The organism is Stenotrophomonas sp. ZAC14D1_NAIMI4_1, from assembly GCF_003086775.1.
GTDB lineage: Bacteria > Pseudomonadota > Gammaproteobacteria > Xanthomonadales > Xanthomonadaceae > Stenotrophomonas.
Genome location: NZ_CP026001.1, coordinates 4,036,629 through 4,062,675 on the forward strand (window position 1 = coordinate 4,036,629; position 26,047 = coordinate 4,062,675).

Genomic DNA, 26,047 nt, shown 5'->3' on the forward strand with positions numbered 1-26,047 from the left:
GGGCTTGGACTTTCAACGGTCAGCCACCCTTACATGCCCAGATCGGACAGCCCCGGGTGATCATCCGGGCGACGCCCCAGCGGCCAATGGAACCTGCGCTCGCTCTCCTTGATCGGCATGTCGTTGATGCACGAGAACCGGCGTTCCATCAGGCCATCGGCACCAAACTCCCAGTTCTCGTTGCCATAGGAACGAAACCAGTTGCCCGAGTCGTCATGCCATTCGTAGGCGTAGCGCACGGCAATGCGGTTTTCGGTAAACGCCCACAGCTCCTTGATCAGGCGGTACTCAAGCTCTTTCTTCCACTTGCGCGCAAGGAACTGGCGGGCTTCTTCGCGGCCGCTGGTGAATTCGGCACGGTTGCGCCACTGGGTATCGAGCGAATAGGCGAGCGAGACGTTGTCGGCATCGCGGGAATTCCAGCCGTCTTCGGCCAGGCGGACTTTCTGGGTCGCCGATTCAAGAGTGAACGGAGGAAGCGGCGGACGGGACTGTTCAGCGGACACGGTGGGGCCTCCAACGGGGATGGATACACGGGTTACTTCAGCGGATGGGCGTTGCCCGGGCGCTAGCGCCGGGCCTGTTTCAACAACACCTGCGCCACGTCCCTGGCAGTGTCTGCAGCGCCGTAGTCGCCCATGACGCGCGATACGGTGATGGCACCTTCCATGAGAACCAGCAGCTGCCGCGCCAGGGCGGCTGGCTGCTCGATACCCAGTTGCCCGGTCAGTTCCAGCGTGTAATCGAGCAGCTTCTGTTTGTGATGCCTGGCAATCCTGCGGATCGGATCGTCGGGGTTGCCGACCTCGCCCGCTGTGTTGATGAACGCGCAGCCGCGGTAATCCTCGGATTCAAACCAACCCTTGAGCACCGTGAACATGCGCAGGATGCGCGCTTCGGCGCTGTCGGCCTTTTCGCATTCGTGCCTGAACCAGTCCAGCCAGCGCACGTCGCGCGCGCTCAGCGCCTCGGCGGCGACCTGGTCCTTGTTCTCGAAATGGCGGTAGATGCTCTTGCGTGCCACGCCGGAGGTCTTCACCAGGAGATCCATGCCGGTGGCATGGATGCCGTTCTGGTAGATCAGGGCCTCGGCGGTCGCCAGGATCTTCTGCTTGGTGTCGTTGGTGATGGTGTCCACGACACCAAGGTAGAACGATCGTTCTACCTTGTCAACTGGCGTGTGGGAAGAAAAAAAGGCGGGAACGCCTTCGCGCCCCGCCTTCTTCATCCACCATGGCCCAGCTGCCGGCCCGGAGAACCCGGGCCCTGCCCTTATTCCACCGTAACGCTCTTGGCCAGATTCCGCGGCTTGTCCACATCGGTGCCGCGCGCCAGCGCGGTGTGGTAGGCCAGCAGCTGCACCGGAATGGTGTGCACGATCGGGCTGAGCACGCCGGCGTGGCGCGGGGTGCGGATGACATGCACGCCTTCGGACTCGCTGAAATTGCTGTCCTGGTCCGCAAACACGAACAGCTCGCCGCCGCGTGCGCGCACTTCCTGCATGTTCGACTTCACCTTTTCCAGCAGGCTGTCGTTGGGCGCGATCACCACCACCGGCATGTCCTCGTCCACCAGCGCCAGCGGGCCGTGCTTCAATTCACCGGCCGGGTAGGCCTCGGCGTGGATGTAGGAGATTTCCTTGAGCTTGAGCGCGCCTTCCAGCGCGATCGGGTAATGCAGGCCACGGCCCAGGAACAGCGCGCTGCTCTTGCGGGCGAAGCGCTCGGCCCAGGCAGCAATCTGCGGTTCCATGTTCAGCGCGTGCTGCACGCTGCCCGGCAGGAAGCGCAGCTGCTCCAGGTAATCGGCTTCTTGGGCGGCATCGACGCGGCCGTGCAGCTTGCCCAGCACCACGGTCAGCTGGAACAGCGCGGCCAGCTGGGTGGTGAAAGCCTTGGTCGAGGCCACGCCGATCTCGGCGCCGGCACGGGTGTAGCAGGCCAGTTCGCTGGCACGCGGGATCGCGCTTTCCGGCACGTTGCAGATCGACAGCGTGTGCTTGTGGCCCAGTGACTTGGCGTACTTCAGCGCTTCCATCGTATCCAGCGTTTCGCCGGACTGGGAAATGGTCACGATCAGGTGCTTGGGGTTGGCGTACGCCGCGCGGTAGCGGTACTCGCTGGCGATTTCCACGCTGCACGGCAGGCCGGCGATGGATTCGATCCAGTAGCGCGCGGTCAGGCCCGAGTAGTAGCTGGTGCCGCAGGCCAGGATCTGCACGCCTTCGATGCCGGCCAGCACGGCCTCGGCATTCTTGCCGAACAGCTCGGCCGGGAAACCACCGGCGTCGATGGCCGCTTCGATGGTGTCGCCCAGCGCGCGCGGCTGCTCGTGGATTTCCTTCTGCATGAAGTGGCGGTACGGGCCCAGTTCCAGCGAGGCCAGCGAGACGTCGGAGAGGTGCACGTCACGCTCGACCGGCTGGTCGTGCTCGTCGAACACCTGCACGCCGTCGCGGCGGACGTCGGCGGTGTCGCCCTCTTCCAGGAAGATGACCTTGCGGGTGGCCGAGATCACCGCCGAGACATCGGAAGCAACGAAGTTCTCGCCTTCACCCAGGCCCACCAGCAGCGGGCAGCCCATGCGTGCGCAGACGAAATGGTCCGGCTCGGCACGGCTGACCACGGCCAGCGCGTAGGCACCGGTCAGTTCCTTCACCGTGCGCTGCAGCGCGCCCAGCAGGCTGTCGCCGCCCTTCAGGTGGTGGTGCATGAGGTGGGCGATCACTTCGGTGTCGGTCTGCGACTCGAAGGTGTAGCCCAGCGCGCGCAGCTTCTCGCGCTGTTCTTCATGGTTCTCGATGATGCCGTTGTGCACCAGCGCCACGCCGGCACTGATGTGCGGGTGCGCGTTGGCCTCGGTCACCCCGCCATGGGTGGCCCAGCGGGTATGGCCGATGCCCAGCTGGGAATGGAAGCCTTCGGCTTCGGCGGCGGTGGCCATTTCCGAGACACGGCCGGTACGGCGCACGCGGCGCACGTCCGGGCGCTCTGCACGGTCGATCACCGCGATGCCGGAGGAATCGTAGCCGCGATACTCCAGCCGCTTCAGTCCTTCGATCAGCACCGGCACCACATCGCGATCAGCGATCGCACCCACGATTCCACACATGTCGCGCTTTTCCTTGAAGACGGTCGCCGCATTCTAGCGTGGGTGCCCGTGCCGTCCCTCCTGTCCGCTTAATGAAAGTGTCCGCAGCAGTGTCCGCGGACACCCGGACACGCGGAACCCAATCGCAAACCATTGAAAAATAGTGAAAAAAAGTTGGCACGGAGCGTGCTTGGTCTTTGGCACCACCGAAAGGCATGCTCCCGATGATCCGCGACACCTCTGCCCAGGACCAGATCGTTTCCGCCCCCTCCGCCAGCGCCCCCCGTGCGGCCTGGCAGCGCTACCGCTGGCCGGCCCTGGGCGCCGTTGCCCTGCTGGCCGCCATCGGCTGGGCCGTGCATGCCTGGTCCAACGCCAGCCGCTCCTTCGACAGCAGCCGGGTGCGCATCGCCGAAGTGCAGCGTGGTGACCTGGTGCGCGACATCGCCGCCGATGGCCGCGTCATCGCCGCCAACAGCCCCACTCTGTACGCCATCTCCGCAGGTACGGTGGACCTGAAGGTGGTGGCCGGTGACGTGGTCAAGAAGGGCCAGGAGCTGGCGATCATCGACAGCCCGGAACTGCGCAGCAAGCTGGCCCAGGAACAGGCCACCCTGGCCGGCCTGGAAGCCGAAGCCAGCCGCGCGGCGCTGGACGCCACCCTGGCCCGCGCCAAGTCGCGCAAGGAAACCGACCAGGCCAGCATCGAGCGGCAGGCCGCCGACCGTGACCTGCAGCGCTACCAGCGCGGCTACGACGGCGGCGCGGTGCCGCAGATCGACCTGGCCAAGGCCCAGGATTCGCTGAAGAAGGCCGACATCACCCTGGCCAACGCCACCACCGATGCGCGCCTGCAGAGCCAGGGCGCCGACCTGGACGCACGCAACAAGCGCCTGCTGGCCGACCGCCAGAAGGCGGTGGTGGCCGAAGTGCAGCGCCAGGTGGATGCGCTGACCCTGCGCGCGCCGTTCGACGGCCAGGTCGGCCAGGTGCAGGCCACCCAGGCCACCAACCTGGCAGCCAACGCGCCGGTGCTGGGCGTGGTCGACCTGTCCAAGTTCGAAGTGGAGATCAAGGTGCCGGAGAGCTTCGCCCGTGACCTGGCGATCGGCATGCCCGCACAGCTGACCGGCGGCAACGGCAAGCCGTTCCCGGGCGAGATCAGCGCGGTCTCGCCGGAAGTGGTCAACGGCGAGGTCAACGCCCGCGTGCGCTTTGCCGCCGCGCAGCCGGAAGGCCTGCGCCAGAGCCAGCGCATGTCGGTGCGCGTGCTGCTCGATACCCGCCGCAACGTGATGAAGGTCGAGCGTGGCCCGTTCGTCGAACAGGGCAACGGCGTGGCCTACGTGATGGACGGCCGCACTGCCGTGCGCCGGCCGGTGGAACTGGGCGTCAGCAGCCTGGGCGAAGTGGAAATCAAGTCGGGTGTGCAGCCGGGTGACCGCATCGTGGTCTCGGGCAGCGACCTGTTCAAGGACGCCGAACGCGTCTCCGTCAACTGACACATCCTGGAGAGAGGACACCCCATGTACATGCTCGAAATGCGTTCGGTCGCCAAGGTCTTCCGTACCGAACAGGTGGAAACCCACGCACTGCGCTCGCTGGAACTGCAGGTCAAGGAGGGCGAGTTCGTCGCCGTCACCGGTCCGTCCGGCTCCGGCAAGACCACTTTCCTCAACATTGCCGGCCTGCTGGAAACCTTCACCAGCGGCACCTACCTGCTGGACGGCGAGGACGTGAGCACGCTGGGCGATGATGCGCGCAGCCGCATGCGCAACCAGAAGATCGGTTTCATCTTCCAGGGCTTCAACCTGATCCCCGACCTGAACCTGTTCGACAACGTGGACGTGCCGCTGCGCTACCGCAGGATGGGCGCCGGCGAGCGCCGCGAGCGCATCGAGAAGGCGCTGAACCAGGTGGGTCTGGGCTCGCGCATGAAGCACTACCCCAACGAACTGTCGGGCGGCCAGCAGCAGCGCGCCGCCATTGCCCGCGCCCTGGCCGGCAGCCCGCGCCTGCTGCTGGCCGACGAACCGACCGGCAACCTGGACACGCAGATGGCGCGTGGCGTGATGGAGCTGCTGGAAGAGATCAACGCGGCCGGCACCACCATCGTCATGGTCACCCATGACCCGGAACTGGCCGCGCGCGCGCAGCGCAACGTGCACATCGTCGATGGCCAGGTGACCGACCTGGTGCGTGAGCCGGTGCTGGCCACGCCGCGCCGCATCGTCGCCGTCAACGAGTGAGGGCCCGACCATGTTCGCCTACTACGCCCGTCTGGCGGCGCGCAGCTTCCGCCGCAACAAGGTCCTGACCGCGCTGATGGTGGTCGCCATCGCGCTGGGCATCGGCGCCTCGATGACCACCCTGACCGTCTTCCACGTGCTCTCCGGCGATCCGATCCCGGACAAGAGCGACCGCCTGTTCTACGTGCAGCTGGACCCGGGCCCCCGTGGCGGCTACGTGCCCGGCGAGGAACCCAATACGCAGATGACCCGCTTCGATGGCGAGGCCCTGCTGCGCGAAGCCAAGGCCGAGCGCCAGGCGCTGATGAGCGGCGGCGGCGGCACCATCGAGCCGGAGGGCAGCACGCTGCAGCCGTTCTCGATCGACACCCGCTGGACCTCGGCGGACTTCTTCCCGATGTTCAACGTGCCGATGCAGTACGGCCGTGCCTGGACCCGCCAGGATGACGACGGCCGTGCGCGCGTGGTGGTCATCTCCAAGGCGCTGAACGACAAGCTCTACCAGGGCGGCAACAGCGTGGGCAAGGACATCCGCATGGATGGCCAGAGCTTCCGCATCGTCGGCGTGATGAAGGAATGGAACCCCGAGCCGCAGTTCTTCGACCTCACCACCGGCAGCTACGGCAAGGACGAGGATCTGCTGCTGCCGATGTCGACTTCGATGGACCTGAAGCTGGGCAGCAGCGGCAACATGAACTGCTTCGGCGAAAACCCCGACGGCGACAGCTACACCTTGAACGCACCCTGCACCTGGCTGCAGTACTGGGCCGAGATGGATCCGGGCAAGGCCGATGACTACCGCCGCTACCTGGAAAACTATTCCAGCCAGCAGCGTGAGGCCGGCCGCTTCGAGCGCCCGCCGAACGTGCGCCTGCGCAACGTGATGCAGTGGCTGGACTTCAACGGCGCGGTGCCCAGCGATGTACGCCTGCAGCTGTGGCTGGCGCTGGGCTTCCTGGGCGTGTGCCTGGTCAACACCGTGGGCCTGCTGCTGGCCAAGTTCCTGCGCCGCAGCGGCGAGATCGGCGTGCGCCGCGCACTGGGTGCCAGTCGCGGCCAGATCTTCCTGCAGTGCCTGGTGGAAGCCGGTGCGGTGGGCGTGGTCGGTGGCGTGCTGGGCATCGGCGTGGCCCTGCTCGGCCTGTTCGCCGTGCGCCAGCAGCCGGTGGACTACGCCAAGCTGGCCCACCTGGACGGCAGCATGCTGCTGCTGGCCATCGGCCTGACCCTGTTTGCCAGCGTTGCCGCTGGTTTCCTGCCCGCCTGGCGCGCGATGCAGGTCACCCCGGCCATCCAGCTCAAGTCGCAGTAAGTACCGGAACGAGGACTCCCATGGACATCCGCCCCATCCTCAGCACCCTGCGCCGGCACAAGACCGCCGCCGCCCTGATCGTGCTGGAAGTCGCCCTGACCTGCGCCATCGTCTGCAACGCGCTGTTCCTGGTCAGCCAGCGCGTGGAAAAGATCAGCATGCCCAGCGGCATCGCCGAGAACGAACTGGTGATGGTCCGCGTCAGCGGCATCGGCAAGCAGACCAACGGCATGGCCCGCACCCGCGAGGACCTGGCGTCGCTGCGCGCCATCCCCGGCGTCACCAGTGCCACCATCATCAACCAGCTGCCGTTCCGCGGCGGCTCGTCCAGCAGCAGCATCCAGCGCCAGCAGGACCAGGAACGGCCGACCACCGAGGCATCGATGTACACGATGTCCGAGGATGGCATCCGCACGATGGGCATCAACGTGATCGCCGGGCGTGATTTCCTGCCCGACGAGTACATGGACTACGCCACCGTCTCCAAGGCCGGTTCCAAGGACACGGCCATCCCGGTGATCTTCAGCCAGGCCACCGCGGCGAAGATGGAACCGGACGGCAGCGCACTGGGCAAGACCTACTACATGGGCAAGCAGCCGCTGCACGTCATCGGCATTGTCGACACCCTCACCACGCCCACCGGCTGGGCCGACAACTGGAACGAGTCGATGCTGATGCCGCTGCGCCGCGGCTTCGACGAGGGCGGCACCTACATGCTGCGCACTGCACCGGAGCGCCGCGATGAAGTGCTCAAGGCCGCCGTCGCCGCGCTGGAGCGCAACGATGCCAACCGCCTGATGCGCGACAAGAAGACCTACGAGGACCAGCGCAAGGACTACTTCAAGAACGACCGCGCCATGGTGGGCCTGCTGGTGACGGTGTGCATCGCGCTGCTGGTGGTCACCGCGCTGGGCATCATCGGCCTGGCCAGCTTCTGGGTGCAGCAGCGCAGCAAGCAGATCGGCATCCGCCGTGCGCTGGGTGCCACCCGCGGGCAGATCCTGCGCTACTTCCAGACCGAGAACTTCCTGCTGGCCACGCTGGGCATCGTGCTGGGCATGCTGGCTGCATACGCGATCAACCTGGCGCTGATGAACATGTACGAGCTGCCGCGGATGCCGCTGCTGTACCTGCCGCTGGGTGCGGTGCTGCTGTGGGTGCTGGGCCAGGTGGCCGTGTTCGGCCCGGCCCGCCGCGCCGCTGCCGTGCCGCCGGCCGTTGCCACCCGGGGCGCGTGAGATGCGCGCCCTGGCCCTGGCGGTTGCGATGACCGTGGCGCTGCCGCTGCCGGTGCTTGCCGGCAGCAGCACGGTGCAGACGATGAACTGGCAGCAGGATGGCGCGCGGCTGGCGCTGCGCTCCACCGAAGGCCAGGTGCAGGTCGACGCGGCCAGCCCCGAGGCGCGCTTCGGCGTGCGCCGGGGCGACCGCATCCTGCGCATGGACGACGCCCCGGTGCGGCAGATCGACCAGCTGGCCACCGCCCTGCGCAAGGCCGACGCGGCAGGCAAGACGCAGGCCTACCTGCTGCTGCGCCGCGACAGCCGCACGTTCAGCGTGCCGGTTGCGGTGGCCACCTGGAAGGCCGTGCTGGTACCGCCGCCGGCACCGCCCCCACCGGCGCCGCCACCGCCGCCGCGCTGACCTTCTCCGGCCCCTGCGGGGCCACCGGTTTGGCTATGCTTGATGGGTGGCGCTGGCCGTTCACGGCTCTCTCGGCGCTGCCCATCCCTTTTCCAGAATGCGTCCATGCCTGCGATCCTGATCATCGATGACAACGCCAGCGTCGGCACCGCGCTGGACGTGCTGTTTTCCCTGCATGACATCGACACGCTGCAGGCGCAGAGCCCGGCCGACGGCCTGGCGATGCTGGAAAGCCACGCGGTCGACCTGGTCATCCAGGACATGAATTTCACCGAGGACACCACCTCCGGCGAGGAAGGCGAGGCCCTGTTCGCGCAGATCCGCGCGCGCCATCCCGACCTGCCGGTCATCCTGCTGACCGCATGGACCCACCTGAGCAGCGCGGTGGACCTGGTCAAGGCCGGCGCCGCCGATTACCTGGCCAAGCCCTGGGATGACCGCAAGCTGCTGACCACGGTCAACAACCTGCTGGAACTGTCCGAAGCCCGCCGCGAGCTGGACCAGCGGCGCGCACGCGAGGAACGCCAGCGCAACGCGCTGGAAGAAAAGTACGAACTGTGCGGCGCGGTGTTCGCCGATCCCGCCAGCGAACGCGTCATCGCCCTGGCCTGCCAGGTCGCCCGCTCGGAGCTGCCGGTGCTGATCACCGGCCCCAACGGCGCTGGCAAGGAAAAGATCGCGCAGATCATCCAGGCCAACTCGCTGGTGGCCAAGGGCCCGTTCGTCGCGGTCAACTGCGGTGCCCTGCCCTCCGAACTGATCGAGGCCGAACTGTTCGGCGCCGAAGCCGGTGCCTACACCGGTGCCAACAAGGCGCGCGAGGGCAAGTTCGAAGCCGCCGATGGCGGCACGCTGTTCCTGGATGAGATCGGCAACCTGTCGCTGGGCGGGCAGATGAAGCTGCTGCGCGTACTGGAAACCGGCCGCTTCGAGCGCCTGGGCTCCAACCGCGAGCGCCAGGTCAAGGTACGCGTGGTCAGCGCCACCAATGCCGATCTGCCGGCGATGATCCGCGATGGCAGCTTCCGCGAAGACCTCTATTACCGCCTCAACACGGTGGAACTGGCGCTGCCGCCGCTGGCCGAGCGCGCGGGCGACATCGTGCCGCTGGCCGAGCGCTTCCTCACGGCGGGCAAGCCGCTGTCCACCGCTGCCGCCGCCGCACTGCAGCGGCACCCGTGGCCGGGCAACGTGCGCGAGCTGCGCAACGTGATCCAGCGCGCCGAGCTGCTGGCCAGCGGCAACCGCATCGAGGTGGCCGACCTCAACCTGCCGCGCGCCCCGGCCGCACCGCGACCGGCGCCCAGCACCGGCAACGATCCCAACCGTGCGCGCATCGAGGACGTACTGGCCCGCAACCACGGCGTCATCGCCCAGGCGGCGGCCGAGCTGGGCCTGAGCCGCCAGGCGCTGTACCGCCGCATGGACCGCCACGGCATCCCGCGCGAATGAAACGGCGCTCCTTCACCTTCCGCCTGTTCCTGCGCCTGCTGCCGGTGCTGGCGCTGGCGGCCGCGCTGCCGTGGCTGCTGGCCTACTGGATGAACCACGGCTGGTGGGTGACAGCGATCTCCTCGGTCGTGCTGCTGTCGCTGATGTGGTGGTCGCTGCGCCGTGCCACGGCACCGGTGCGATCGCTGATGCGTGCCCTGGCCGGCACCACCAGCAGCTACCGCGATGGCGAGTTCAACTTCGGTGTGTACTGGCCGGGCAACGACGAGCTGGGCGACCTGGTGCAGGCACACCGCGAGCTGGGCGACGTGCTGCGCGAGCAGCGCCAGGGCCTGGTGCAGCGCGAACTGCTGCTGGACACCATGGTGCAGAACACGCCGGTGGCGATGCTGCTGATCGCCGCCGGTGGCGACGGCATTTCCCGCGTGGTGTTTTCCAACCTGGCGGCGCGCAAGCTGCTGCACGGTGGCTGGAAGCTGGAAGGCCAACGCATGGAAGAGGTGCTGGAGCAGCTGCCGGTGGAACTGCGCGATGCCATCGCGCGGGGTGGCGACAGCCTGTTCGCGGTGCGTGCGGAAGTGGAGGACGGCGTCGAGCCCGACGAGGATGACGAACAGGTCTACCACCTGTCGCGGCGCGCGTTCCATCTGAATGGTCGCCCGCACGATCTGCTGCTGGTGCGCCAGTTGACCGCCGAACTGCGCCGCCAGGAAGTGCAGACCTGGAAGAAGGTGATCCGGGTGATCAGCCATGAACTGAACAACTCGCTGGCACCGATTGCCTCGCTGGCCCATTCCGGTGGCGAGCTGGTCAAGCGCGAACGCTTCGACCGCCTGCCGGAGATCTTCAGCACCATCGAGGATCGCGCGCGCCACCTGGAAGGCTTCATCCGCGGCTATGCGCGTTTTGCCAAGCTGCCGCAGCCGCAGCTGCAGACCGTGCACTGGGCGCCGTTCCTGTCCAGCCTGCGCCAGCAGATTCCCTTCGGCATGGACCGCGAGCCGGACGAGACGCTGAGCAGCCGCATCGACATCGCCCAGTTCGGCCAGGCGCTGTTGAACCTGCTGAAGAACGCACACGAAGCCTGCGCCGAAGCCGACCCGCCCAACGACGATGTGCAGGTGCAGCTGACGCGGCTGCCGCAGTGGCTGCGCCTGGACGTGCTGGACCGCGGCAAGGGCATGAACGAGCAGGTACTGCAGAACGCGCTGATGCCGTTCTATTCAACCAAGCGCAACGGCACCGGCCTGGGCCTGGCGCTGACTCGCGAGATCGTTGAAGCGCACGGCGGCCGCGTATCGCTGCAGAACCGCGGTGACGGCGGGTTGTGCGTGTCGATCCTGCTGCCGGTGGGTTGATCGGTTGGCCGCATCCACGCATGGCGTGGATCTACTGATCCGCGCCCACGCCATGCGTGGATGCCCTTCGCAGTAGATCCACGCCATGCGTGGATAGGCCGACCAAGGTCGGCCGCTACCAGACACGCCGCATCGCCACCCGCAGGTGCATCGGGAAACCCAGCGCCGCTTCTTCGGCCATCACCGCCCGCAGGCCGGTGCTCCAGTGCGGGGGCGGCACCACCACGAAGCCCTCGCTGGCATAGAAGTCCGCATTCCACGGCACATCGGACAGCGTGGTCAGTACCGCCGCGGACAGCCCACTCGCCCGGGCCTGGGCCAATGCATGCCGCAGCAGTGCCCGGCCGTGCCCACGTCGCGCGTGCTCCGGGTCCACGTCCATCTGCAGGATGTGGAATGCATCATCAAGACGGCCGCCCAGCAGATAGCCGGCAATGGCACCGTCTGGCGCCTCCACCACCCACACCTGCCCGCGTTGCAGGCCTGCGCTCAGGCTGGCCTGATCCAGGCCATGGCCGGCGAAAACCGGATATGCCGGATGCCCACGCAGCAGTTCGCCGGCACGCTGCTCGATGGCCGGCAGCGCGCCGAGTTCATCGGCGCGTGCCAGCCGCGGCTCAGGACTTCTTGACCGGCCGCTTCCAGCCATCGATGGTTTCCTGTCGTGCGCGGGCCAGGGTCAACTTGCCGTCCGGCGCATCGCGGGTAATGACCGAACCGGCCGCGATGGTCGCGCCCTGGCCGATCGTCACCGGTGCCACCAACGCGCTGTTGGAACCGATGAAGGCCTGGTCGCCGATGGTCGTGGTCGACTTGTTCACCCCGTCGTAGTTGCAGGTGATGGTGCCGGCGCCGATGTTCACCTTGCTGCCGATCACCGCATCGCCCAGGTAGGTCAGGTGGTTGGCCTTGCTGCCCACGCCCAGGGTGACCTTCTTGGTTTCCACGAAGTTGCCCACGTGCACGCCATCGGCCAGCACGGTGCCCGGGCGCAGGCGCGCGAACGGGCCGATCTGTGCCGCGCCTTCGGTCACCACGCCTTCCAGGTCGCAGTGCGCGCGCACTTCGGTGCCCGGCCCCAGGCGCACGTCCTTCAGGCGGGTGAACGGGCCGACGGTCACGCCATCGGCCAGCTCCACCTTGCCTTCGAGGATCACATCGACATCGATCAGCACGTCGCTGCCGATCGTGACCTCGCCGCGGATATCCAGGCGCCCCGGATCGAGCACGCGTGCGCCCTGGGTGCACAGGGCACGCACCGCGCGGCGCTGCCAGGCACGTTCCAGCTGCGACAGCTGCCACGGATCATTCGCGCCTTCGGCTTCCTGCGCATCGGACACCAGCGCCATCTCTGCAGGGGTGTACTCGTGTGCGGCGAAGGCGAACACATCGGTCAGGTAGTACTCGCCCTGCGCATTGCTGTTGGACAGCTGCGAAAGCCAGCGGCGCAGCGCGGTCGACTCGGCGGCGATGATGCCGGTATTGATGGTGCGCACGCGCAGCTGGTCGTCGTTGGCATCCTTCTGTTCGACGATCGAACCGACCCGGCCTTCGGCGTCGCGCAGCACGCGGCCGTACCCGGTAGGGTCGTCAACCTCGGCCACCAGCACCGCCAGGCGGCCTGGCTGGGCCAGCAGGTGGCGCAGCGTGTCCGCACGGATCAGCGGCACGTCGCCGTACAGCACCAGCACCTGCGCGGCATCGGGCACCTCCGGCATGGCCTGGGCCACGGCATGGCCGGTGCCCAGCTGCTGCGCCTGTTCGGCCCACAGCAGGTCGGTCTGGTCGGCGAAGCGCTGGCGGACGGCCTCTCCGCCGTGCCCGTACACCACATGGATGGCGGACGGCTGCAGTTCCCGCGCCGCGGCGATCACGTGGGCCAGCATCGGCTGGCCGGCGATCGGCTGCAGCACCTTGGGCAACACGGATTTCATGCGCTTGCCAGCGCCGGCGGCGAGGATGATGACGTGCAGGGCTTGGGTCATGGGCAGCGGTCCGTGGTTCGTTGCCGGTGATTCTAGAGCGTCGGCCGTTAACATGGCGGCCTACCCGTCTGTATTGCCGCCATGAGCCTGCTCCGCCAGGGAAGCGCCTACATCATCATCGGCCTGTTGCAGCTGCTGCTGGACTGGCTGGTGTTCGTCGCCCTTACGGCGGCGGGCATGCCGGTGGTGCCGGGCAACATCGCCGGGCGCGTGGCCGGCATGCTGCTGGGTTTCTGGTTGAACGGGCGGATCACCTTCGCCGATGCACAGGGCCGGCAACGCCTGGGCTGGCATCGCTTTGCCCGCTTCCTGCCACTGTGGCTGCTGTTGACCGCAGCGAGCACGCTGCTGGTGTCTACCGCTGACCGTGCGCTGGGGCTGGAATACGCTTGGCTGGCCAAGCCGCTGGTGGAAGGCGGCCTGGCCGGCGTGTCGTTCCTGTTGATGCGCTATGTGGTGTATCGCTGACGGACGGCTCTACCCGTCGGGGCCGCGGGAAAACCTACCCGGTAGAGTCGACCGTTGGTCGACTATCGCGCGCAGCGCGGGGTTTTCGCGGGTCATCCGGAAGAGCAGTCGACCAACGGTCGACTCTACCAACGCTGGCGGCACAAACAAAAACGCCGGCACATGGCCGGCGTTTCTGCGGTGTGGCGCGAACCTCAGTGCTTGAGGGTCTTGCGCAGGCGCTCCAGCGCCTGCAGCTGCACCACGGCTTCGGCCAGCTTCTGCTGGGCCTCGGCCACTTCCATGGCTTCACCGCGGTTGGCCAGGATGCGCTCGGCTTCTTCCTTGGCCTTGCGGACCGAGGCTTCGTCGATGTCCTGCGCGCGGATCGCGGTGTCGGCCAGCACGGTGACCACCTGCGGCTGCACTTCCAGGATGCCGCCGGAAATGGCGAAATCCAGCTGCTCGCCGTTCGGCGTGGTCACCACCACCTTGCCCGGCTTCAGGCGGGTGATCAGCGGTGCGTGCTTGGGCGCGATGCCCAGTTCGCCGAGCTCACCCGTAGCCACGACCAGAGTCGCTTCACCACGGAAGATTTCCTGCTCGGCGCTGACGATGTCGCAACGGATGGTGCTCATGATCAGGCCTTCTCAGCCATCTTCTTGGCCTTCTCGACCGCTTCTTCGATGCTGCCGACCATGTAGAACGCCTGCTCCGGCAGGTGATCGTACTCGCCATCGACAATGGCCTTGAAGCCACGGATGGTGTCCTTCAGCGACACGTACTTGCCCGGCGAACCGGTGAACACTTCGGCCACGTGGAACGGCTGGCTGAAGAAGCGCTCGATCTTGCGGGCGCGCGACACGGCCTGCTTGTCTTCTTCGGACAGTTCGTCCATGCCCAGGATGGCGATGATGTCCTTCAGTTCCTTGTACTTCTGCAGGGTCTGCTGGACGCGCTGGGCGGTGTCGTAGTGCTCGTGGCCGATGACCAGCGGGTCCATCTGGCGGCTGGTGGAGTCCAGCGGATCGACGGCCGGGTAGATACCCAGCGAGGCGATCGAACGCGACAGGGTCACGGTCGAATCCAGGTGGGCGAAGGTGGTCGCCGGCGACGGATCGGTCAGGTCATCCGCGGGAACGTAGACGGCCTGGATCGAGGTGATCGAACCGTTCTTGGTCGAGGTGATGCGTTCCTGCAGGACGCCCATTTCCTCGGCCAGGGTCGGCTGGTAACCCACGGCGGACGGCATACGGCCCAGCAGTGCCGAGACTTCGGTACCGGCCAGGGTGTAGCGGTAGATGTTGTCGACGAACAGCAGGACGTCCTTACCCTTGCCGTTTTCGTCCTTCTCGTCGCGGAAGTACTCGGCCATGGTCAGGCCGGTCAGGGCGACGCGCAGACGGTTGCCCGGCGGCTCGTTCATCTGGCCGTACACCATCGCCACCTTGTCCAGGACGTTGGAGTCCTTCATTTCGTGGTAGAAGTCGTTGCCCTCACGGGTACGCTCACCCACGCCGGCGAACACGGACAGACCGCTGTGCGCCTTGGCGATGTTGTTGATCAGTTCCATCATGTTGACGGTCTTGCCGACGCCGGCGCCGCCGAACAGGCCGACCTTGCCGCCCTTGGCGAACGGGCACATCAGGTCGATGACCTTGATGCCGGTTTCCAGCAGTTCGGTGGCCGGGGACTGGTCTTCGTACGACGGGGCCGCACGGTGGATTTCCCAGCTGTCGCTGGCGGCCACCGGGCCGGCTTCGTCGATCGGACGGCCCAGCACGTCCATGATGCGGCCCAGGGTGCCAGCGCCGACCGGCACGGAGATGCCGCGGTCGGTGTTGACGGCCACCAGGTTGCGCTTCAGGCCGTCGGTGGAACCGAGGGCGATGGTACGCACCACGCCGTCGCCCAGCTGCTGCTGGACTTCGAGGGTGATTTCGGTGTTTTCGACCTTCAGTGCGTCATACACCTTCGGCACCGACTCACGCGGGAATTCGACGTCGACGACCGCGCCGATGATCTGAACGATCTTGCCCTGACTCATTGCTGCATCCTCTAAATGTGTGCTTTGAACGAACGCGGTCAGACTGCTGCCGCGCCGCCGACGATTTCGGAAATTTCCTGGGTGATCGCTGCCTGGCGCGCCTTGTTGTAGACGAGCTGCAGGGTACCGATCAGCTTGTTGGCGTTGTCGCTCGCCGCCTTCATCGCAACCATGCGTGCTGCATGCTCGGAGGCGACGTTTTCCAGCAGTGCCTGGTACACCAGCGACTCGATGTAACGCGTCATCACGTGCTCCAGCACGGTCGCGGCATCGGGTTCGTACAGGTAATCCCAGTCGTGGTGAGCGACCTGCTTTTCAGCCGGCGGCAGCGGCAGCAGCTGATCGAAGCTGGCCTTCTGCGTCATGGTGTTCACGAAGCGGTTGTAGACCAGGTACACGCGGTCGACCTTGCCTTCGGTGAAGGCGTCGAGCATGACCTTGATCACACCGATCAGCGATTCCAGCTTCGGCACGTCGCCGATGTGGGTCACGCTGCCGACCATGTTGACCTTCACGCGGCGGAAGAAGGTCGATGCCTTCTGGCCGATGGTCACCAGGTCCACTTCAGCACCCTTGTCCTGCCATGCCTTGGCTTCGCCCAGCATCTTGCGGAACAGGTTGTTGTTGAGGCCGCCAGCCAGGCCGCGATCGGAGGAGATCACGATGAACCCGACCCGCTTGACCTGCTCGCGCTCGACCAGGAACGGATGCTGGTAATCGGTGCTGGCCTGGGCCAGGTGGCCGATCACCTGCTTCATCGCCTGCGCGTACGGACGCGAGGTCTTCATCCGATCCTGCGCCTTGCGGATCTTGGAGGCCGAGACCATTTCCAGGGCGCGCGTCACCTTGCGGGTGTTCTGCACGCTCTTGATCTTGGTTTTGATTTCGCGTCCGCTTGCCATCTTTGATTCCCGTAGAGCGGGGCGATGCCCCGCTGCAATCAACGGTGTAGCGGGGCCAGGCCCCGCCACACGTCTGTCTTACCAGCTGCCGGTGGTCTTGAACTCGGCGATGCCCTTCTTGAAGGCACCTTCGATGTCGTTGTCCCAACCGCCGGTGGCGTTGACCTTGCCGACCAGCTCGCCCTGGGTGTTGGCGAAGTGGGCGTGCAGGCCTTCTTCGAAGGCCAGCAGCTTGTTGACCGGCACGTCGTCGAGGTAACCCTCGTTGACGGCGTAGATCGACAGTGCCTGGTTGGCGATCGACATCGGCGCGTACTGCTTCTGCTTCATCAGCTCGGTGACGCGCTGGCCACGCTCCAGCTGCTTGCGGGTCGCTTCGTCCAGGTCCGAGGCGAACTGCGCGAACGCAGCCAGCTCACGGTACTGGGCCAGCGAGATACGGATGCCGCCCGACAGCTTCTTGATGATCTTGGTCTGGGCCGAGCCACCGACGCGCGACACCGAGATACCGGCGTTCACGGCCGGGCGGATGCCGGCGTTGAACAGGTCGGTTTCCAGGAAGATCTGGCCGTCGGTGATCGAGATCACGTTGGTCGGAACGAAGGCGGACACGTCGCCGGCCTGGGTTTCGATGATCGGCAGCGCGGTCAGCGAACCGGTCTTGCCGGTGACCTTGCCTTCGGTGAACTTCTCGACGTATTCCTCGGACACGCGGGCTGCGCGCTCGAGCAGACGGGAGTGCAGGTAGAACACGTCACCCGGGTAGGCTTCACGGCCCGGCGGGCGCTTCAGCAGCAGCGAGATCTGGCGGTAGGCCACGGCCTGCTTGGACAGATCGTCGTACACGATCAGCGCGTCTTCGCCGCGGTCCATGAAGTACTCACCCATGGTGCAGCCCGAGTAGGCGCTGATGTACTGCATCGCAGCCGATTCGGAAGCGGTGGCGGCAACAACGACCGTGTGGGCCAGTGCGCCGTTTTCTTCCAGCTTGCGCACGATGTTGGCGATGGTCGAAGCCTTCTGGCCGATCGCAACGTACACGCACTTGATGCCGGTGCCCTTCTGGTTGATCACCGCATCGATGGCCATCGCGGTCTTGCCGGTCTGGCGGTCGCCGATGATCAGCTCGCGCTGGCCACGGCCGATCGGGATCATCGAGTCGACCGACTTGTAACCGGTCTGCACCGGCTGGTCGACCGACTTGCGCCAGATCACGCCCGGAGCAACGCGCTCCACCGGAGCGGTCAGGTCAGTGCCCAGCGGGCCCTTGCCGTCGATCGGCTCGCCCAGCGCGTTCACGACGCGGCCCAGCAGTTCCGGACCGACCGGCACTTCCAGGATGCGGCCGGTGGTCTTGGCGACGTCGCCTTCGCGCAGGTGCTCGTAGTCACCCAGGACCACGGCGCCGACCGAGTCGCGCTCCAGGTTCAGGGCCAGGGCGAAGGTGTTGTTCGGCAGTTCGATCATTTCGCCCTGCATCACGTCGGCCAGACCGAAGATGCGCACGATGCCGTCGGACACGCTGGTCACGGTGCCTTCGTTGCGCGATTCCGCGGCCAGCTTGACCTTCTCGATGCGGTTCTTGATCAGTTCGCTGATTTCGGAGGGGTTGAGCGTGGTTGCCATCGTCAAGTCCTAGTGCCGGCAGCGGGGCCGGACGTTAAATGAATTCAGTTAGCGAGCGCGGTCTGCAGACGGGCCAGCTTGCCCTTCAGCGAACCATCGATGACCACGTCGCCGGCGTCGATGACGGCACCGCCGATCAGCGAGGCATCGACCGCGGTGGTCACTTCGACCTCGCGGTTGAAGCGCTTGCGCAGCGCGACCTTGATCGCGTCCAGCTCGCCGGCCGACAGTTCGGCCGCCGAGGTCACCGTGGCCTTGACCACGTGCTCGGCTTCGGCGCGCAGGGCGTCGAACATGCCAGCGATTTCCGGCAGCAGCGGCAGACGATGCGATTCGGCCAGCACGGCGAGGAAACGCGAGTAGGTCTCACCGTGGGTTTCCGGTGCCAGCAGTGCGACGGCTTCGTCGCGACCCAGCTCCGGGTTGGCGAGCAGGGCCGCCACGCGCGGGTCGGCGGCGACGTGGGCGGAGAACGCCAGGGCGTCCGACCACGGCGCGAACGTGCCTTCGTCGCGCGCGGTCGCGAAGGCGGCGCGGGCGTACGGGCGGGCAAGCGTGAGGGCCTGGCTCATCCTTAGATCTCCGAGGCCAGCTCGTCGAGCAGCGCCTTGTGGGCGTTGGCGTCGATTTCGCGCTTGAGCAGCTTTTCGGCACCGGTCACGGCCAGCGCGGACACCTGCTTGCGCAGATCTTCACGGGCACGGTTGGCGGCGGCGTCGATTTCAGCCTGGGCCAGTTCCTTCTGACGGGTGGCTTCGGTGATTGCTTCGTTACGGGCAGCATCAACGATCTGGTTGGCGCGCGCGTGGGCCTGGTCGATGATCTCGTTGGCCTTGGTGCGTGCTTCTTTCAGCGCTTCGTTGACCTTCTCCTGCGCCTGGGCCAGATCTTTCTGGCTGCGGTCGGCAGCAGCGAGGCCTTCAGCGATCTTCTGCTGGCGCTCTTCGATCGCGTTCATCAGCGGCGGCCAGATCTTGGTCGCGATGATCCAGATCAGACCAGCGAAGGCGAGCGCCTGCGCAAGAAGGGTGAAATTGATATTCATGGTTAGCTCGATCGCTGGTTTCGGGGTGGACGCGCCGCCGAAGCGGCGCATCCGGCCTTCATCCGAAACCGGGTGCATCAGCACCCGGTCGTCTCAAACCGCTGTATCAGCCGGCCAGAGCCTTGGTGACGGCGCCAGCAAAGGCAGCCGACAGCGGGTTGGCGAAGGCCAGCAGCAGGCCGACGGCGACCGAGATGATGAACGCGGCGTCGATCAGGCCGGCGGTGATGAACATGCGGACCTGCAGGACCGGGATCAGTTCCGGCTGGCGGGCGGCCGACTCCAGGAACTTACCAGCCATGATGGCCAGACCCAGGCCAGCGCCCAGCGCGGCCAGGCCGATCATGATGCCGACGGCAAGGGCGGTGGAGCTCTGAATCTGCGCGAAGTTGGTCAGGACGGCGAAGTACATGGTTATCTCCAGGAACTAAGTTGCTAAGGGTGATGAAACGGATGAAGGTGAAACTGGTTGAAGCTTGAAACTCAGTGAGCGTCTTCCGACAGGCTCAGGTACACGATCGACAGCATCATGAAGATGAAGGCCTGCAGCGGGATCACCAGCAGGTGGAACAGCATCCAGCCCAGACCGAATGCACCACCGGCAATGGCACCGAAGAAACCGGCACCACCCAGCACCCAGATCAGCAGGAACACGATTTCGCCGCCGAACATGTTGCCGAACAGTCGCATCGCCAGCGAGATCGGCTTGCTCAGCCACTCGACGATGTTGAGGATCAGGTTGAACGGCATCATCCACTTGCCGAACGGCGCCGTCAGGAATTCCTTGATGAAGCCCAGCAGGCCCTTCGACTTCAGCGCGAAGAACAGCATCAGGAAGAACACGCTGAAGGCCATGCCCAGGGTGGCGTTGACGTCAGCGGTCGGAACCGGCTTCCAGTAGTGCACGCCGGCCATTTCCAGCGGCTTGGCGATGAAATCGGCCGGGATCATCTTCAGCAGATTCATCAGCAGAATCCAGAAGAAGATGGTGATGGCGATCGGCGTGACCAGCTTGCTCTTGCCGTGGTAGGTGTCCTTGGCCTGGCGGTCAACGAACTCCAGGCAGATTTCCACGAACGCCTGCCACTTGCCCGGCACGCCGGCGGTGGCCTTGCGGGTACCCATCCAGAACGCGACCACGATCACCAGGCCCATCAGGACGGCGGTGAGGAAGGTGTCGACGTGGATGTGCCAGAACATCCCTTCGCCGTTGCCGACCGGTGCGGTCAGGTTCTGCAGGTGATGCTGGATGTAGCTGGTAGGGGTTAGAGCCTCGCCCGCCATGTGTCCGGAACCTTAGTTAATTGAATTCTGTCAACGCCTGGCCAGAGCCAGGACCTGGAACATCAGACCGACGGCGATACCGGCCAACAGCGCCAATGCAGGCAGCTTGAAGACCAGGAAACCCGCCAGCAGGACGCCGAAAACGACTGCCCACTTCGCTACCACGGCAATGATCAGGCGAGCCATCGCCGAACCTGCCGCGACCGCACCCCCGCTCAGTGCCATCCGCGCCGCCACCCAACCCCCGGCCGAGACCGCCACGCCGGACAGCAGCGCACCCAGTGCGGCCTTCTGCCCCGCCAGCAGCAGGAATGCCAGGGCCAGGACAGCCACTGCGACCAGCGGATAGACCGCGGCGCGCAGCATCAGTCGCCGACCCGCTTCAACGGAGTTCAGCACAGGATGTCCCACATGGTTCTTGTGAAGGGCGGAGGCCGTTACAGCGTGCGTGCCTCATCGAGCCGCCAAATTATAGCAATGGGACAATTTGTGAGACAACCGCTGCCTGTTCATCCCCGGAGCCGCAAGTTGCCGAATCGGCAGGATTTTTACGGCCCACAGGGGGGACAATAGCGTCCGCACCATGCTGCAGCGCAGCGCATTCAACTTTGGTCGCAGGCTGCGGAACTTTCCCGCGCGCGCCCTGTCCTACCTTTCGACCTGCCTGCAGCAACCTCGTCGACGCTTCGCCCCGCAGGTCCCAGGATGGCCCCGTAGTCCGCTCCGGGGCCATCTTCTTTCTGCGGCGCGGTTCTTTGCAAGCGCGTGACAGCGCTGAACCGTCCACACCGCGTGGACCATACGTTCACGAATGGTGGACGAGCACGTCCGGCACAGTGGCCTTCATCCCGAATGAACCACTGCAAGGACACGTCGATGCGCCCCGTACCCACCCTGCTCGCCCTCTCGCTGATCGCCGCTGGCGCATCGTTCGCCAATGCCGCCCACGCCGCCGAGGGCGATGACCGCTTCGCCCTGCGCCTGGGTGCCATGAACATCGACTCGGACAACACGCTGCGCGGCCGCGGCGATATCGCCGGCCAGGACGTCGGCTTCGACGAGGACTTCAAGCTGGGCGGCAAGGAATGGGAGCCGCGCATCGACGGCATGTTCCGCATCAGCAACCGCCAGCGCCTGCTGTTCAACTACTTCAAGTACGACAAGGACCGCCGCGAAACGCTGGGCCAGGACATCAGCTTCGGCGACGTCAACGTGCCGGCCGACAGCTTCGTCAAGGCCGAGCTGAAGTACCAGGTCGCCAGCCTGGTGTACGACTACTCGGTGGTGGATACCGAGACGTTCGACTTCGGCCTGCAGCTGGGTGCGGAGTACGCCAAGGTCAGCACCAAGGGCTATGCCGACCTGGGCACCGTGTATGAAGGCCAGTTCCTGGACGAGAAGACCGACGGCGTGGCGCCGGTGGTGGGTGCGCGCCTGAGCTTCACCCCGTCGGAGAAGTGGATGATCACCCTGCAGGGCCAGTACCTGAACACCCGCTGGGGCAGCTTCGATGACTACAAGGGCGACCTCAGCCGCGCCAACGCCATCGTCGATTACCGCTTCACCGACAACTTCGGCGTGTTCGCCGGCTACGACTGGTTCAAGCTCGACGCCGACAAGAAGGGCAGCGACGGCACCATCGGCCTGAAGCAGGAATTCAAGGGCCCGGTGGCCGGCATCAGCGTCAGCTTCTAAGCCTCACGCACAGCTCTCTCCATCGCGGCGCCCGGGCAACCGGCGCCGCGTTTTTTCATGCACCCGCCCCGTGCGGGCAACAAAAAACCCGGCTTTCGCCGGGTTTTTCGTGTGCAACGCGCAGGCGTTACTTCTTCTTCGGCATGTACAGATCGGTGATCGTGCCGTCGTAGATTTCCGACGCCATCGCCACCGATTCGCTCAGCGTCGGGTGGGCATGGATGGTGTGGCCGATGTCTTCGGCTTCGGCACCCATCTCGATGGCCAGGCCGATCTCGGCCAGCAGGTCACCGGCGTGCACGCCGACGATGGCACCACCGATGATGCGGTGGGTCTCTTCGTCGAAGATCAGCTTGGTGAAGCCTTCGGTACGGCCGATGCCGATCGCGCGGCCGCTGGCGGCCCACGGGAACTTGGCCACGCCGACCTTCAGGCCCTTGGCCTTGGCTTCGGTCTCGGTGACGCCGACCCAGGCGATTTCCGGGTTGGTGTAGGCCACCGACGGAATCACGCGGGCGACCCATTCCTTCTTGTGGCCGGCAGCCACTTCGGCAGCCAGCTTGCCCTCATGCGTGGCCTTGTGGGCCAGCATCGGGTTGCCGACGATGTCGCCGATGGCAAAGATGTGCGGCACGTTGGTGCGCATCTGGCGATCCACCGGGATGAAGCCGCGGTCGGTGACCTGCACGCCGGCCTTCTCGGCATCGATCTTCTTGCCGTTCGGCGAGCGGCCCACGGCCACCAGCACGCGGTCGAAGGTGCCCTGCGCCAGGGCCGGCGCCTGGCCTTCCTCGGCGGCTTCGAAGGTGACGGTGATGCCCTTGGCATCGGCGGTGACACCCGAGGCCTTGGTCTTCAGGTGCACTTCGATGCCCTGCTTCTTCAGGCGGTCGGCCAGCGGCTTGACCAGGTCCTTGTCGGCGCCCGGCATCAGCTGGTCCATGAACTCGACCACGGTGACCTTGCTGCCCAGCGCGCCATACACGGTGGCCATTTCCAGGCCGATGATGCCGCCGCCGACGACCAGCAGCGAGCCCGGCACTTCGGCCAGCTCCAGCGCGTCGGTGGAATCCATCACGCGCTTGTCGTCCCACGGGAAGTTGGGCAGCTTCACCGCCTGCGAACCGGCGGCGATGATGCACTTCTGGAAGCGCAGCAGCTGGGTGCTGCCGTCAGCCGCGGTGATTTCCAGTTCGTTGGCCGAGATGAACTTGCCGACGCCCTGCACGCTGCGGACCTTGCGCTGCTTGGCCATGCCGGCCAGGCCCTTGGTCAGCTGGTTGACGACCTTTTCCTTGTACTGGCGCAGCTTGTCCAGGGTGATGGTCGGCTTGCCGAACTCGACGCCGAAATCACCGGCATGGGCCACTTCGTCGATGACCGCTGCGGCGTGCAGCAGGGCCTTGGACGGGATGCAGCCCACGTTGAGGCAGACGCCGCCAAGGCTGGCGTAGCGCTCGACCAGCACGGTGTCCAGGCCGACGTCGGCGGCGCGGAAGGCGGCGGTGTAGCCGCCCGGGCCCGAGCCCAGCACGACCATTTCGCATTCGATGTCGGCCGGCTTGCCGCTGGACAGCGCCGGCTTCGGCGCAGCCGGTTCGGCCGGGGCGCGGTGCGACGGGGTCACCGGCGGCTTGCTGGCCGGGGCGGCGGCGGCCGGGGCCGGTGCAGCGGCCTTGGCCGGGGCTTCGGCGGCGCCTTCAGCGTCCAGCACCACGACCACGGCACCTTCGGACAGGGTGTCGCCCAGCTTGACCTTGATTTCCTTGACCACGCCGGCGGCCGAGGACGGCACTTCCAGGGTGGCCTTGTCCGATTCCAGGGTCACCAGACCCTGATCCTTCTTCACCGTATCGCCGACGGCGACCAACACTTCGATCACCGGCACATCGCTGTAATCGCCGATGTCGGGAACCTTGACTTCAATCGTGGCCATGGTGGTTTTCCTCGTGCCCGGCCAGCGGTGCCGGCGGGCTGTCACTGCATCTGTTCACGCGGCCGCGCCAGGGGGCAGCGGCCGCACGGTGGGGGCGAAGCGGTGCCTTACAGCAGCACGCGGCGCATGTCGGCCAGTACCTGCGACAGGTACGTGGTGAAGCGTGCGGCCAGGGCGCCATCGATGACGCGGTGGTCGTAGCTCAGCGACAGCGGCAGCATCAGCTTCGGCGCGAACTCCTTGCCGTTCCAGACCGGCTGGATGGCCGACTTGGAGACGCCGAGGATGGCCACTTCCGGTGCATTGACGATCGGGGTGAACGCGGTGCCGCCGATGCCGCCCAGCGAGCTGATCGAGAAGCAGCCGCCGCTCATGTCGGCCGGGCCCAGCTTGCCGTCACGTGCCTTCTTGGCCAGTTCGGTGGTTTCCTGCGCGATCTGCACCACGCCCTTCTTGTCCACGTCGCGGATGACCGGCACGACCAGGCCGTTCGGCGTATCGGCGGCGAAGCCGATGTGGAAGTACTTCTTCAGGGTCAGGTTTTCACCGCTGGCATCGAGCGAGGCGTTGAATTCCGGGAACTTCTTCAGCGCCGCGGCGCTGGCCTTGATCAGGAAGGCGAGCATGGTCAGCTTGATGCCGGCCTTCTCGTTTTCCTTGTTCAGCGCCACGCGCAGGCCTTCCAGGTCGGTGATGTCGGCCTGTTCGAACTGGGTGACGTGCGGGATCATGGCCCAGTTGCGGGCGAGGTTGGCACCGGAAATCTTCTTGATGCGCGACAGCGGCTGCACTTCGGTCTCGCCGAACTTGCTGAAGTCGACCTTCGGCCACGGCAGCAGGTTCAGGCCACCACCGGCGGCGACGGCAGCACCGGCAGCAGCCGGCACGCCACCGCTCAGCGCGGCCTTGACGAACTTCTGCACGTCACCCTTGGTGATGCGGCCGCCCTTCTCGGTGCCGCTGATCTGCAGCAGGTCCACGCCCAGTTCGCGGGCGAACACGCGCACGGCCGGGGTGGCATACGGCACCTTGGCCGGCAGCACGCCATCGGCGTTGAACTGCACCGGCGGGCTGGCCGGGGTGCCGGCCGAGGCGATCTCGCGGGCGGCCAGCTTGTCCGGCTGGGCCGGAACGGCGACCGGCTCGACCTTGGTGGCGGTTTCGGCGGCGGCCGGGGCAGCGGCAGCGGCGGCCTTGCTCGGGGCCGGCGCGGCAGCGCCTTCGGCCTCGATGATGGCAACCACGGCACCCTGCGACAGGTTGTCGCCGACCTTGACCTTCAGTTCCTTGACCACGCCAGCGACCGAGGACGGCACTTCCATGGTGGCCTTGTCGCTTTCCAGCGTGACCAGGCCCTGGTCCTTCTTGACCGTATCGCCGACGGCGACCAGCACTTCGATGACCGGGATATCGGTGTAATCGCCGATGTCCGGCACCAGCGCTTCAACGGCACCGCCGCTGGCAGCCGGGGCGGCCGGCGCTGCAGCGGCCGGGGCCGGGGCGCTCTGGGTGGCGGCAGCCGGGGCAGCGGCCTTGGCCGGGGCCGGGGCGGCAGCGGCGGGCTTGGCAGCCTCGCCTTCAGCCACTTCGATCAGGGCCACGACCTTGCCCTCGGAGAGGTTGTCGCCGACCTTGACCTTGATTTCCTTGACCACACCGGCGACCGAGGACGGCACTTCCATCGTGGCCTTGTCGCTTTCCAGCGTCACCAGGCCCTGGTCCTTCTTGACCGTGTCGCCGACGGCGACAAGCACCTCGATTACCGGGATATCGCTGTAGTCACCGATATCGGGGACAAGTGCTTCCTTGATTTCGGCCATGGGGATAACTCCGGCAATCTGGTGTAGGGAAACGTCTATTGTGCGGCCAGAGGGGGCCAGCGCCAACCGTTACAGGTGTTTTCAGTACGCACGCCGCCGGGACACGCTGTTGCCAAAGGCCTGCGGGCACTTCCAGTCGGTAGCGTATTGTCCCG

Annotated in this window: 25 protein-coding genes; 9 read left to right on the forward strand and 16 right to left on the reverse strand. The window is 66.1% G+C overall.

The features are described from left to right. Positions 1-29 precede the first annotated feature (29 nt). From C1927_RS18415 to glmS, 3 genes are all read right to left on the reverse strand, one after another. A complete protein-coding gene (locus tag C1927_RS18415; protein ID WP_079223531.1) occupies positions 30-506 on the reverse strand; it encodes a nuclear transport factor 2 family protein in 477 nt (158 codons plus the stop codon). A gap of 62 nt (positions 507-568) precedes the next feature. After that, positions 569-1,138, reverse strand: coding sequence for a TetR family transcriptional regulator (locus tag C1927_RS18420; RefSeq protein WP_237772110.1), 570 nt, complete (start codon positions 1,136-1,138; stop codon positions 569-571). Between the two features lie 134 nt (positions 1,139-1,272). Beyond that, positions 1,273-3,111 carry a glutamine--fructose-6-phosphate transaminase (isomerizing) gene (glmS, locus tag C1927_RS18425; RefSeq protein WP_108747425.1) on the reverse strand — a complete coding sequence of 613 codons (1,839 nt, stop codon included), beginning with the start codon at positions 3,109-3,111 and terminating at the stop codon, positions 1,273-1,275. Positions 3,112-3,314: 203 nt separating this feature from the next. Here glmS and C1927_RS18430 point away from each other — a divergent pair, with 203 nt between their 5' ends. The 7 genes from C1927_RS18430 to C1927_RS18460 all read left to right on the forward strand — a co-directional run bounded on the left by C1927_RS18430 (position 3,315) and on the right by C1927_RS18460 (position 11,105). Then, positions 3,315-4,592 carry an efflux RND transporter periplasmic adaptor subunit gene (locus tag C1927_RS18430; RefSeq protein WP_079223537.1) on the forward strand — a complete coding sequence of 426 codons (1,278 nt, stop codon included), beginning with the start codon at positions 3,315-3,317 and terminating at the stop codon, positions 4,590-4,592. A gap of 24 nt (positions 4,593-4,616) precedes the next feature. Then, positions 4,617-5,339: an ABC transporter ATP-binding protein gene (locus C1927_RS18435; protein ID WP_079223539.1), complete on the forward strand. Its 723-nt coding sequence runs from the start codon at positions 4,617-4,619 to the stop codon at positions 5,337-5,339. A 10-nt stretch (positions 5,340-5,349) separates the two neighbouring features. Continuing rightward, positions 5,350-6,651 (forward strand): ABC transporter permease, encoded by a 1,302-nt coding sequence (locus C1927_RS18440; protein ID WP_108747426.1) that lies wholly within the window; start codon positions 5,350-5,352, stop codon positions 6,649-6,651. A gap of 20 nt (positions 6,652-6,671) precedes the next feature. Then, positions 6,672-7,889 carry an FtsX-like permease family protein gene (locus tag C1927_RS18445; RefSeq protein WP_079223542.1) on the forward strand — a complete coding sequence of 406 codons (1,218 nt, stop codon included), beginning with the start codon at positions 6,672-6,674 and terminating at the stop codon, positions 7,887-7,889. Between the two features lies 1 nt (position 7,890). After that, a complete protein-coding gene (locus tag C1927_RS18450; protein ID WP_108747427.1) occupies positions 7,891-8,295 on the forward strand; it encodes a PDZ domain-containing protein in 405 nt (134 codons plus the stop codon). A gap of 105 nt (positions 8,296-8,400) precedes the next feature. Then, positions 8,401-9,747, forward strand: a complete 1,347-nt coding sequence (locus C1927_RS18455) for a sigma-54 dependent transcriptional regulator (RefSeq protein WP_108747428.1) — start codon at positions 8,401-8,403, stop codon at positions 9,745-9,747. Next, positions 9,744-11,105: a HAMP domain-containing sensor histidine kinase gene (locus tag C1927_RS18460; RefSeq protein ID WP_108747429.1), complete on the forward strand. Its 1,362-nt coding sequence runs from the start codon at positions 9,744-9,746 to the stop codon at positions 11,103-11,105. Before C1927_RS18455 ends, C1927_RS18460 begins: the two co-directional genes overlap by 4 nt. 115 nt (positions 11,106-11,220) lie before the next feature. Here C1927_RS18460 and C1927_RS18465 read toward each other — a convergent pair whose 3' ends face one another. Next, the gene (locus C1927_RS18465; protein WP_108747430.1) at positions 11,221-11,754 is read right to left on the reverse strand and encodes a GNAT family N-acetyltransferase; all 534 of its coding nucleotides are present in this window, start codon (positions 11,752-11,754) and stop codon (positions 11,221-11,223) included. Continuing rightward, positions 11,723-13,090: a bifunctional UDP-N-acetylglucosamine diphosphorylase/glucosamine-1-phosphate N-acetyltransferase GlmU gene (glmU, locus tag C1927_RS18470; RefSeq protein WP_108747431.1), complete on the reverse strand. Its 1,368-nt coding sequence runs from the start codon at positions 13,088-13,090 to the stop codon at positions 11,723-11,725. The genes C1927_RS18465 and glmU overlap by 32 nt, the downstream gene beginning before the upstream one ends. 81 nt (positions 13,091-13,171) lie before the next feature. On the opposite strand from glmU, the gene C1927_RS18475 reads away from it, so the two are divergent. Beyond that, positions 13,172-13,558, forward strand: coding sequence for a GtrA family protein (locus tag C1927_RS18475; RefSeq protein ID WP_108747432.1), 387 nt, complete (start codon positions 13,172-13,174; stop codon positions 13,556-13,558). Between the two features lie 194 nt (positions 13,559-13,752). Here the strand turns inward: C1927_RS18475 and C1927_RS18480 are convergent, their stop codons facing one another. The 9 genes from C1927_RS18480 to C1927_RS18520 form a co-directional block, all read right to left on the reverse strand. Beyond that, positions 13,753-14,175, reverse strand: a complete 423-nt coding sequence (locus tag C1927_RS18480; protein WP_005411127.1) for a F0F1 ATP synthase subunit epsilon — start codon at positions 14,173-14,175, stop codon at positions 13,753-13,755. Between the two features lie 2 nt (positions 14,176-14,177). Continuing rightward, a complete protein-coding gene (atpD, locus tag C1927_RS18485) occupies positions 14,178-15,584 on the reverse strand; it encodes a F0F1 ATP synthase subunit beta (RefSeq protein WP_079223556.1) in 1,407 nt (468 codons plus the stop codon). A 38-nt stretch (positions 15,585-15,622) separates the two neighbouring features. Then, entirely contained in the window at positions 15,623-16,486 is an 864-nt protein-coding gene (gene atpG, locus C1927_RS18490) for a F0F1 ATP synthase subunit gamma (protein WP_006471334.1), read from the reverse strand. Between the two features lie 78 nt (positions 16,487-16,564). Continuing rightward, a complete protein-coding gene (gene atpA / locus C1927_RS18495) occupies positions 16,565-18,112 on the reverse strand; it encodes a F0F1 ATP synthase subunit alpha (protein ID WP_108747433.1) in 1,548 nt (515 codons plus the stop codon). Positions 18,113-18,156: 44 nt separating this feature from the next. Continuing rightward, a complete protein-coding gene (locus C1927_RS18500; protein ID WP_108747434.1) occupies positions 18,157-18,684 on the reverse strand; it encodes a F0F1 ATP synthase subunit delta in 528 nt (175 codons plus the stop codon). 2 nt (positions 18,685-18,686) lie between these two features. Further along, complete coding sequence (locus tag C1927_RS18505; protein ID WP_005419512.1) at positions 18,687-19,157, reverse strand: F0F1 ATP synthase subunit B; 471 nt, start codon at positions 19,155-19,157, stop codon at positions 18,687-18,689. A gap of 106 nt (positions 19,158-19,263) precedes the next feature. After that, complete coding sequence (gene atpE, locus C1927_RS18510; RefSeq protein WP_005411133.1) at positions 19,264-19,569, reverse strand: F0F1 ATP synthase subunit C; 306 nt, start codon at positions 19,567-19,569, stop codon at positions 19,264-19,266. A gap of 71 nt (positions 19,570-19,640) precedes the next feature. Continuing rightward, on the reverse strand, positions 19,641-20,441 hold the full coding sequence (gene atpB, locus C1927_RS18515; RefSeq protein WP_079223562.1) for a F0F1 ATP synthase subunit A: 801 nt from the start codon (positions 20,439-20,441) through the stop codon (positions 19,641-19,643). Between the two features lie 30 nt (positions 20,442-20,471). Beyond that, complete coding sequence (locus C1927_RS18520) at positions 20,472-20,840, reverse strand: hypothetical protein (RefSeq protein ID WP_174208699.1); 369 nt, start codon at positions 20,838-20,840, stop codon at positions 20,472-20,474. Between the two features lie 477 nt (positions 20,841-21,317). Between C1927_RS18520 and C1927_RS18525 the strand changes: the two genes are divergently transcribed. Then, complete coding sequence (locus C1927_RS18525; RefSeq protein WP_108747882.1) at positions 21,318-22,136, forward strand: hypothetical protein; 819 nt, start codon at positions 21,318-21,320, stop codon at positions 22,134-22,136. Positions 22,137-22,263: 127 nt separating this feature from the next. Here the strand turns inward: C1927_RS18525 and lpdA are convergent, their stop codons facing one another. Together lpdA and aceF are read right to left on the reverse strand one after the other, a co-directional pair. Then, positions 22,264-24,072, reverse strand: a complete 1,809-nt coding sequence (gene lpdA / locus C1927_RS18530) for a dihydrolipoyl dehydrogenase (RefSeq protein ID WP_108747435.1) — start codon at positions 24,070-24,072, stop codon at positions 22,264-22,266. A 107-nt stretch (positions 24,073-24,179) separates the two neighbouring features. Continuing rightward, complete coding sequence (aceF, locus tag C1927_RS18535; RefSeq protein WP_079223569.1) at positions 24,180-25,892, reverse strand: dihydrolipoyllysine-residue acetyltransferase; 1,713 nt, start codon at positions 25,890-25,892, stop codon at positions 24,180-24,182. Between the last annotated feature and the right edge of the window lie 155 nt (positions 25,893-26,047).

Excerpts from the sequence above, each read along its gene's own strand:
- atpD (WP_079223556.1), bottom strand. The coding sequence starts at position 15,584 with ATGAGTCAGGGCAAGATCGTTCAGATCATCGGCGCGGTCGTCGACGTC.
- C1927_RS18440 (WP_108747426.1), top strand. The coding sequence starts at position 5,350 with ATGTTCGCCTACTACGCCCGTCTGGCGGCGCGCAGCTTCCGCCGCAAC.
- aceF (WP_079223569.1), bottom strand. The coding sequence starts at position 25,892 with ATGGCCGAAATCAAGGAAGCACTTGTCCCCGATATCGGTGACTACAGC.
- C1927_RS18525 (WP_108747882.1), top strand. The coding sequence starts at position 21,318 with ATGCGCCCCGTACCCACCCTGCTCGCCCTCTCGCTGATCGCCGCTGGC.
- C1927_RS18500 (WP_108747434.1), bottom strand. The coding sequence starts at position 18,684 with ATGAGCCAGGCCCTCACGCTTGCCCGCCCGTACGCCCGCGCCGCCTTC.
- C1927_RS18480 (WP_005411127.1), bottom strand. The coding sequence starts at position 14,175 with ATGAGCACCATCCGTTGCGACATCGTCAGCGCCGAGCAGGAAATCTTC.
- atpE (WP_005411133.1), bottom strand. The coding sequence starts at position 19,569 with ATGTACTTCGCCGTCCTGACCAACTTCGCGCAGATTCAGAGCTCCACC.
- C1927_RS18435 (WP_079223539.1), top strand. The coding sequence starts at position 4,617 with ATGTACATGCTCGAAATGCGTTCGGTCGCCAAGGTCTTCCGTACCGAA.
- C1927_RS18430 (WP_079223537.1), top strand. The coding sequence starts at position 3,315 with ATGATCCGCGACACCTCTGCCCAGGACCAGATCGTTTCCGCCCCCTCC.
- atpG (WP_006471334.1), bottom strand. The coding sequence starts at position 16,486 with ATGGCAAGCGGACGCGAAATCAAAACCAAGATCAAGAGCGTGCAGAAC.
- C1927_RS18455 (WP_108747428.1), top strand. The coding sequence starts at position 8,401 with ATGCCTGCGATCCTGATCATCGATGACAACGCCAGCGTCGGCACCGCG.
- C1927_RS18505 (WP_005419512.1), bottom strand. The coding sequence starts at position 19,157 with ATGAATATCAATTTCACCCTTCTTGCGCAGGCGCTCGCCTTCGCTGGT.
- atpB (WP_079223562.1), bottom strand. The coding sequence starts at position 20,441 with ATGGCGGGCGAGGCTCTAACCCCTACCAGCTACATCCAGCATCACCTG.
- C1927_RS18460 (WP_108747429.1), top strand. The coding sequence starts at position 9,744 with ATGAAACGGCGCTCCTTCACCTTCCGCCTGTTCCTGCGCCTGCTGCCG.
- atpA (WP_108747433.1), bottom strand. The coding sequence starts at position 18,112 with ATGGCAACCACGCTCAACCCCTCCGAAATCAGCGAACTGATCAAGAAC.
- C1927_RS18475 (WP_108747432.1), top strand. The coding sequence starts at position 13,172 with ATGAGCCTGCTCCGCCAGGGAAGCGCCTACATCATCATCGGCCTGTTG.
- lpdA (WP_108747435.1), bottom strand. The coding sequence starts at position 24,072 with ATGGCCACGATTGAAGTCAAGGTTCCCGACATCGGCGATTACAGCGAT.
- C1927_RS18445 (WP_079223542.1), top strand. The coding sequence starts at position 6,672 with ATGGACATCCGCCCCATCCTCAGCACCCTGCGCCGGCACAAGACCGCC.
- glmU (WP_108747431.1), bottom strand. The coding sequence starts at position 13,090 with ATGACCCAAGCCCTGCACGTCATCATCCTCGCCGCCGGCGCTGGCAAG.
- glmS (WP_108747425.1), bottom strand. The coding sequence starts at position 3,111 with ATGTGTGGAATCGTGGGTGCGATCGCTGATCGCGATGTGGTGCCGGTG.
- C1927_RS18450 (WP_108747427.1), top strand. The coding sequence starts at position 7,891 with ATGCGCGCCCTGGCCCTGGCGGTTGCGATGACCGTGGCGCTGCCGCTG.
- C1927_RS18465 (WP_108747430.1), bottom strand. The coding sequence starts at position 11,754 with ATGGCTGGAAGCGGCCGGTCAAGAAGTCCTGAGCCGCGGCTGGCACGC.